Here is a 5,821-nt window from a genome sequence, read left to right as displayed (position 1 = left end):
GGAAGAGATAGTTGACGGGATGCATGACACATCTCCCTTGCTGATATTGAATCGATCCAATAATATGGACCTTTGTCCCCTTGGATCGATTCAAAGATACACCTCGCCGGGTCGTTGTTCAAGGCAGAATTTGAACCGATCCAACGAAAGTGTTAGATGGGATGAATTCAGGAGACGAAGATGGCCCCATTGAGCTCTGGAAAGACAAGACCGGTCCGGCTGGCAGACATTGCCAAAGCGGCCGGCGTGTCGCACGGCACCGCGTCCAACGTGTTCGCCCGCCCGGAGATCGTGCGCGAGGAGGTCCGCGAACGGGTCAAGGCGGCAGCCGAGGCAATGGGATATGGCGGACCCGACCCCAAGGGTCGGCTGCTGCGCGCCGGCAAGGTCAATGCCATCGGTGTCGCGACCGCGGAACCGTTGTCCTATTTCTTCAAAGACCCTTTCGCCCGGGTGATGATGGCCAGCATCTCGCAGGCTTGCGACGCGACTGGTGCGGGGATCTCGCTGGTCTCCGCCGCCAACAACGAACAGCTCGCCTGGAACATCCAGAGCGCGCTGGTCGATGGCTTCATCGTCTTCTGTATCGAAGGCGGCTCAAGGCTGGTCGAACTGGCGCGCGAACGCAAACTCCCGTTTGTCGCACTCGATCTTGATTCGGACGACGACGGGGCGGTCGCGGCGATCGGTGTCGACAACATCGTCGGTGCCGGTCTCGCGGCGCGCCATCTGACCGAGCTCGGGCATCGTCGCTTTGCCGTGCTTGCCCTGCCCTGTGCCGACGCCGGCTTCGGCCCAACCACGCAGGCGCAGGTGGAGAAGGCCCTCTACTACGGGACGCGTGACCGCCTGCGCGGCTACTTCGCCGAACTCTCCCGCGTCGACATCGACGTCTCGAAGGTGCCGATCTACGAAACCGTCAATGACGAGGAGAGCGTCTGGGCGGGCCTCGATCATATCTTCGCCGGCGCCGAGACACCGACCGCCATCCTGGCAATGTCGGACAGGATCGCCTTGCATGCGCTGGACTGGCTGCGCCAGCACGACATCACTGTCCCGGGCGACGTTTCGATCGTCGGCTTCGACGGTGTCCCGGAAGGAGCGGTCTCCAAGCCGCCGCTGACCACAATCGTCCAGCCGATCGCCGAGATGGGCCGCCTTGCCGTCAAGGCGATCCTCGAAAACGACGGCACGTTCAGTCGGCAATCGCTGCCGGTCGACCTCGTGGTGCGGGCCTCATCCGGCCCCTCGCCCGCCTGACGCCTCAACGCCCCATTCTTGTTGCCATCGACGACATGACGAAGGACGCCTGGACCGGCAGTGCGGCGTTTTGAGCCGGTCTGCTTTTCCCGGGCCTGCCAAGGCTCGAAAGCCATTCGAGATAGTAGGCAAGCGCAAACTGCATGGCGATGCCGGCGGCAATCAACAGGCTGTCATAGGCCAGCCCGCCCGGGTTGATCAGCTTCAGCACCTGCGCCGTCAGGGCGAGCACCGTGCCGGCAATGAAAACCGGCAATGATCGTTTGCCCAATATGGCAAGCGGATGATCGCGCCCAGTGCGGAGCAGGTTCGAGACGGCGGGGAATGCCACGATCAGATAGCTCACCGCCAGGATATGCAGCAGCCTCGGCAGCGCCAGGAACGTCTTGTCGAAGCCGGTCAGCACCGGAGGCAGGCCCAACCAGGAGATCTGCCCCCATAGCGGACTGTGCACCCAGACCAGCGCCGTGGCGGTGTAGGCCAAAGCCGCGCCAACCAGCCAGCGATTGACCGGGATGGTGCCACCGCGACGCACATGCAGCGTGCCCGCAAGGCCGATGTTGAACAGGAACTGCCACGACAGCGGGTTGAGAAACCAGAAGCCGGGCTCGGGATAGTTCGGCGGCGCGATCTGGTAGATCCCGGCGACCAGCCACAGCGCACCGGATGCGACAAGTGCCGGCAATGGCCGGTAGCTGACGAAGAGCAGGAAGACCGGCGCCAGCAGGAGCAGCACCGCATAGACCGGCAGGATGTTGTTGTAGCCGAGCTGGTGGCCGAGCGTCACGATGCCGACCAGCACTTGCGGCGTATTCTTGATCAACGGCTCGATATTGATCATCGTCAGCAGCTCAGGTCGGCGGGCGAACACCGCCGCCGCGCAGAAGATCGCCATCACCACCATGGTGGTGACGATGTGGGCGGCGTAGAGCACGCCAGCACGGCGCCACAGCTTCAACGTTGCCAGCAGCCGGTTTCCAGGCTGGAATTTCTTGCCATAGGCGAGCGCGACCGAGATTCCGGAAATCAGCACGAAGACCTCTGCCGCGTCTGAAAAGCCGAAATTCTTGTAGGTCAGATACTCGAAGGCGGTACCCGGCACGTGGTCGACAAAGATGGTCAGCAAGGCGAGAGCGCGCAGTACATCGATGCGCGTGTCACGCTCCGAGACGCGCGTATCGCGGTCCGGGGAAAGTTGGGTGGTCATCGACAAAAGGCCTCAAAGCTGGTTGTTCATGCCGGCAATGCGACCCCCGGCGCACCGCTTCGATTCCTCCCATAGGAATGATATCGGCGAAGAAACGGACAGTAATGCGCCCGGTTCAATCAACTTTCGCGGAGCTTGAAAATATTGCGTTTTGAAGCCGGCAAACTGACCGGAACCGTCATGAAATCAAAAGGATGAGGCCATGACCGAAGAGACCTCACAAGATGGTGCGTTACGGCGTGATCTCGCCTTCTGCTACCGCATTTACAGGCCTGCGGATTCAACTGGTCAATGCTTCTTCCTGCTGCATGGGTCGGGTGTCGATGAGACGACATTGGTGCCGCTGGCACGAGAGATCGCGCCGCACGCCACGCTGGTCGCCGTGCGCGGCCGCATTGTCCAGGAGGATGGTTTCCGCTGGTTCGCGCGCATCACGCCGACGCGCTTCGAACAGCACAGCATCCGCACCGAAACCAACGCTTTTGCAGGGGTCGTCACGGATGTGGCCACACGCCACAATCTCGATCTCTCCCGCACGATCTTTCTCGGCTATTCGAACGGCGCCAATCTGGTTTCGAGCCTGATGCTGCTGCATCCGGGCCTCGTCGAACGCGCCGCGCTGCTGCGGCCGATGCCGGTGCTCGACGACGTGCCGGCTACGGATCTGTCAAGCGTGCGGGTGCTGATCGTCGCCGGTGCTGCCGACCTTACCTATGCGCCCTTCGCGCCGGCTCTGGTGACATTGCTCAGCCAACATGGCGCCGACCTCGACGCGAGGATTGTTCCATCGGGTCATGAATTCGGCAGCGCCGACGCGGCAATCGTAAGGCAATGGCTGAAGGCGGTGACGGCAACGGCCGCCTAGCTGCTGGCTGCCGTTGCTGACCAGCATGCCGACGGCGCCGACCAGCCTACCCTCGCCCCATCCGGTTCCAGGCATCCAGCCCGGCGATCTTGTAAGCTTCGGCGAGCGTCGGATAGTTGAAGGTGTTGTTGACGAAGAAGTCGACGGTGCCGCCGAGATTGATCACCGCCTGGCCAATGTGGATGAGCTCTGTGGCGCCCTCGCCGATGATGTGCGCACCGAGCAGGCGGCGCGTTTCGATCGAGAACAACAGCTTCAGAAAGCCGGTATTGACCCCCATGATGTGGCCGCGCGAGGTCTCGCGAAAACGCGCCACGCCGACCTCATAGGCGGCCCCACTTTCACGCACCTGTTCCTCGGACTGGCCGACCGTCGAGATTTCCGGCACCGCATAGATGCCATAGGGAAAGGTTTCAGGCGGCGGCGGCAAGGGCACGCCGAAAGCATGACAGGCCGCCACCCTGCCCTGCTCCATCGAGGTCGAGGCCAGGCTCGGAAAGCCGATGACGTCGCCGGCGGCGTAGATGTTGGGCGCGCTGGTCTGGAAGGTCTGCGGATCGACCTTGATCCGCCCCCTTGAGTCGGCTTCGATGCCGACGATATCCAACCCCAGGCTGCCGACATTCCCGGTTCGGCCGGCGGCGTAGAGCACCACCTCGGAGCGAATGGTGCGGCCATCGGCCAGTTCGACCTCGGCGGCGTCCGGCTTGGACCGGATTTCCTTCACCGCGCTGCCCAGCCGGATCGTCATGCCGCGATCGCGCATCTGGTGGATGAAATCGTCGACGATCTCGCGATCGACGAAATCGAGGATGGAGTTGCGCGGCTCGACCAATGTCACCGGCACGTCTAGCGCGGAAAAGATCGTCGCATATTCGACCCCGATGACGCCGGCGCCGATCACGGTCAGTGTGCGCGGCAAACGGTCGAGCTCCAGCATCTCGTCGCTGTCGAAGATTCGGGTCCTGTCGAAAGGCACATCGCGCGGCCTGTGCGGCCTTGTGCCGACCGCGATCAGCGCATTGGCAAAACCAACCTCGCTGTAGTCTCCGGTGTCGGTGGTCAGGCTGACCTTGTTGGAGCCAAGAAACTTCACGTCGGCGCGGGCGCTCTTGACCGTGTTGCGCATGAACTGGTGCTGGAGCACCTCGACCTCGTGGTCGAGCGTCTTGTGCAGGCGCTCGACAAGATCGCCGACCGAAATATCCTGCTTGACCCGGTAGCCGCGCCCATAGAAGCCACGCTCGCGCCAACCCGAGAGGTTGAGCACGGTTTCGCGCAGCGTTTTCGATGGAATGGTGCCGGTATGCACCGAGACGCCACCAAGACGCCGGCCGCGGTCGACCACCAGCGCCGATTTGCCGAGCTTGGCCGACTGCACCGCAGCGCGCCGCCCCGAGGGACCGCTGCCGATGACCAGCATGTCGTAGTCCATAGTGCCCCGTCCCTCTGCCCCTGAGCGCTTTGTTGCGCCGCAGCAAGCTAATGCCATCCGCGCCGCAAATTCAACCGATTCGGATTGCGTCTTATGCAGCTCGCGGCTTGCGCGCCGCAAAAAGCTCGATCTTGATTCCGCCGCGGGCCTTCACCATTTCATTACCGAGCGGCTCGCACCCTATGTCGGGCCTTGTTACGAGGAAATGACATGAACGCGCGCGTTCTCGACGGCGAAATCATCCCGACCAGGCTCGACGATGTCAGGGCCTATGACGGCGTGCGCACGCGGCGCATCCTGGCCTTCGTGATCGACTATATCATCGTCGCGCTGCTCACCATTCCGTTCGCCATCCTGGTGTTCTTCCTCGGCCTTTTGACCCTCGGTCTTGGCTGGATGCTGTTTGGCGCCCTCGTGCCGGCCGTCGCCATTCTCTACATCTGGAACACGCTGGGCAGTGCCGACCAAGCCACTACGGGCATGAAGCTGATGGGCATCCGGCTCGACCGGCTCGATGGCAGGCCGATCGACGGTCTGACCGCCGTCGTCCATTCGGTGCTGTTCTGGGCCGGCAACGTCATCCTGTCGCCGCTGGTCCTTCTGGTGACCTTATTTGCCGATCGCAAGCGCACGCTGCATGACCTTTTGCTCGGCACCGTGGTCAGCCGCACCGACCGCTGAAACGGCCCCGTCAGGCGCAGTCACGGCCGATTGAGTGTAAATGTGAAGGCGTCTAGTCAACCACGCCCACACAATCCTGTTGAATTTTTCGCCATCCGCGCCAAAGGTAGAGCGATTCGAAGGAGTGTTTCCAAGGCTCGATGACGCAGCATCCGACCCAGTCGCCGCAGTTCTTCCTGACCGCGCCGTCGCCGTGCCCTTATCTCGACGGCCAGTTCGAGCGCAAGGTGTTCACGCATCTGGTCGGCGACAAGGCGGCGGAGATGAACGACCTGTTGACGCAAGGCGGCTTCCGGCGCTCGCAGAACATCGCCTACAGGCCGGCATGCGAGACCTGCCGCGCCTGCGTTTCGGTACGCATCCTCGCCCAGGA

The 5,821-nt window shown here is 62.5% G+C and carries 5 protein-coding genes and 1 pseudogene; 4 read left to right on the top strand and 2 right to left on the bottom strand.

Annotated elements, in window-relative coordinates; genetic code table 11:
• Window positions 1-180: 180 nt before the first annotated feature.
• Window positions 181-1,260, top strand: coding sequence for a LacI family DNA-binding transcriptional regulator (locus ACXJ7R_RS23085; protein WP_457153872.1), 1,080 nt, complete (start codon window positions 181-183; stop codon window positions 1,258-1,260).
• A gap of 4 nt (window positions 1,261-1,264) precedes the next feature.
• Here the strand turns inward: ACXJ7R_RS23085 and ACXJ7R_RS23080 are convergent, their stop codons facing one another.
• A complete protein-coding gene (locus tag ACXJ7R_RS23080; protein ID WP_457153871.1) occupies window positions 1,265-2,467 on the bottom strand; it encodes an OpgC family protein in 1,203 nt (400 codons plus the stop codon).
• Between the two features lie 202 nt (window positions 2,468-2,669).
• Between ACXJ7R_RS23080 and ACXJ7R_RS23075 the strand changes: the two genes are divergently transcribed.
• Window positions 2,670-3,332 (top strand): alpha/beta hydrolase, encoded by a 663-nt coding sequence (locus ACXJ7R_RS23075; protein WP_457153870.1) that lies wholly within the window; start codon window positions 2,670-2,672, stop codon window positions 3,330-3,332.
• Between the two features lie 46 nt (window positions 3,333-3,378).
• Here the strand turns inward: ACXJ7R_RS23075 and sthA are convergent, their stop codons facing one another.
• Window positions 3,379-4,767, bottom strand: coding sequence for a Si-specific NAD(P)(+) transhydrogenase (sthA, locus tag ACXJ7R_RS23070; RefSeq protein WP_457153869.1), 1,389 nt, complete (start codon window positions 4,765-4,767; stop codon window positions 3,379-3,381).
• A gap of 210 nt (window positions 4,768-4,977) precedes the next feature.
• Between sthA and ACXJ7R_RS23065 the strand changes: the two genes are divergently transcribed.
• Window positions 4,978-5,448 (top strand): RDD family protein, encoded by a 471-nt coding sequence (locus ACXJ7R_RS23065; protein ID WP_457153868.1) that lies wholly within the window; start codon window positions 4,978-4,980, stop codon window positions 5,446-5,448.
• Window positions 5,449-5,588: 140 nt separating this feature from the next.
• Window positions 5,589-5,821 (top strand): annotated as a pseudogene (locus ACXJ7R_RS23060) (arginyltransferase); the annotation flags it as partial.

The organism is Mesorhizobium sp. P5_C1 (assembly GCF_054049815.1).
The sequence above is the reverse complement of the archived record's forward strand: the minus strand, read 5'-3'. Positions and strand labels throughout refer to the sequence as shown.

Coding starts and splice junctions, on each gene's coding strand:
- ACXJ7R_RS23085 (WP_457153872.1), top strand. CDS start 181: ATGGCCCCATTGAGCTCTGGAAAGACAAGACCGGTCCGGCTGGCAGAC.
- ACXJ7R_RS23080 (WP_457153871.1), bottom strand. CDS start 2,467: ATGACCACCCAACTTTCCCCGGACCGCGATACGCGCGTCTCGGAGCGT.
- ACXJ7R_RS23075 (WP_457153870.1), top strand. CDS start 2,670: ATGACCGAAGAGACCTCACAAGATGGTGCGTTACGGCGTGATCTCGCC.
- sthA (WP_457153869.1), bottom strand. CDS start 4,767: ATGGACTACGACATGCTGGTCATCGGCAGCGGTCCCTCGGGGCGGCGC.
- ACXJ7R_RS23065 (WP_457153868.1), top strand. CDS start 4,978: ATGAACGCGCGCGTTCTCGACGGCGAAATCATCCCGACCAGGCTCGAC.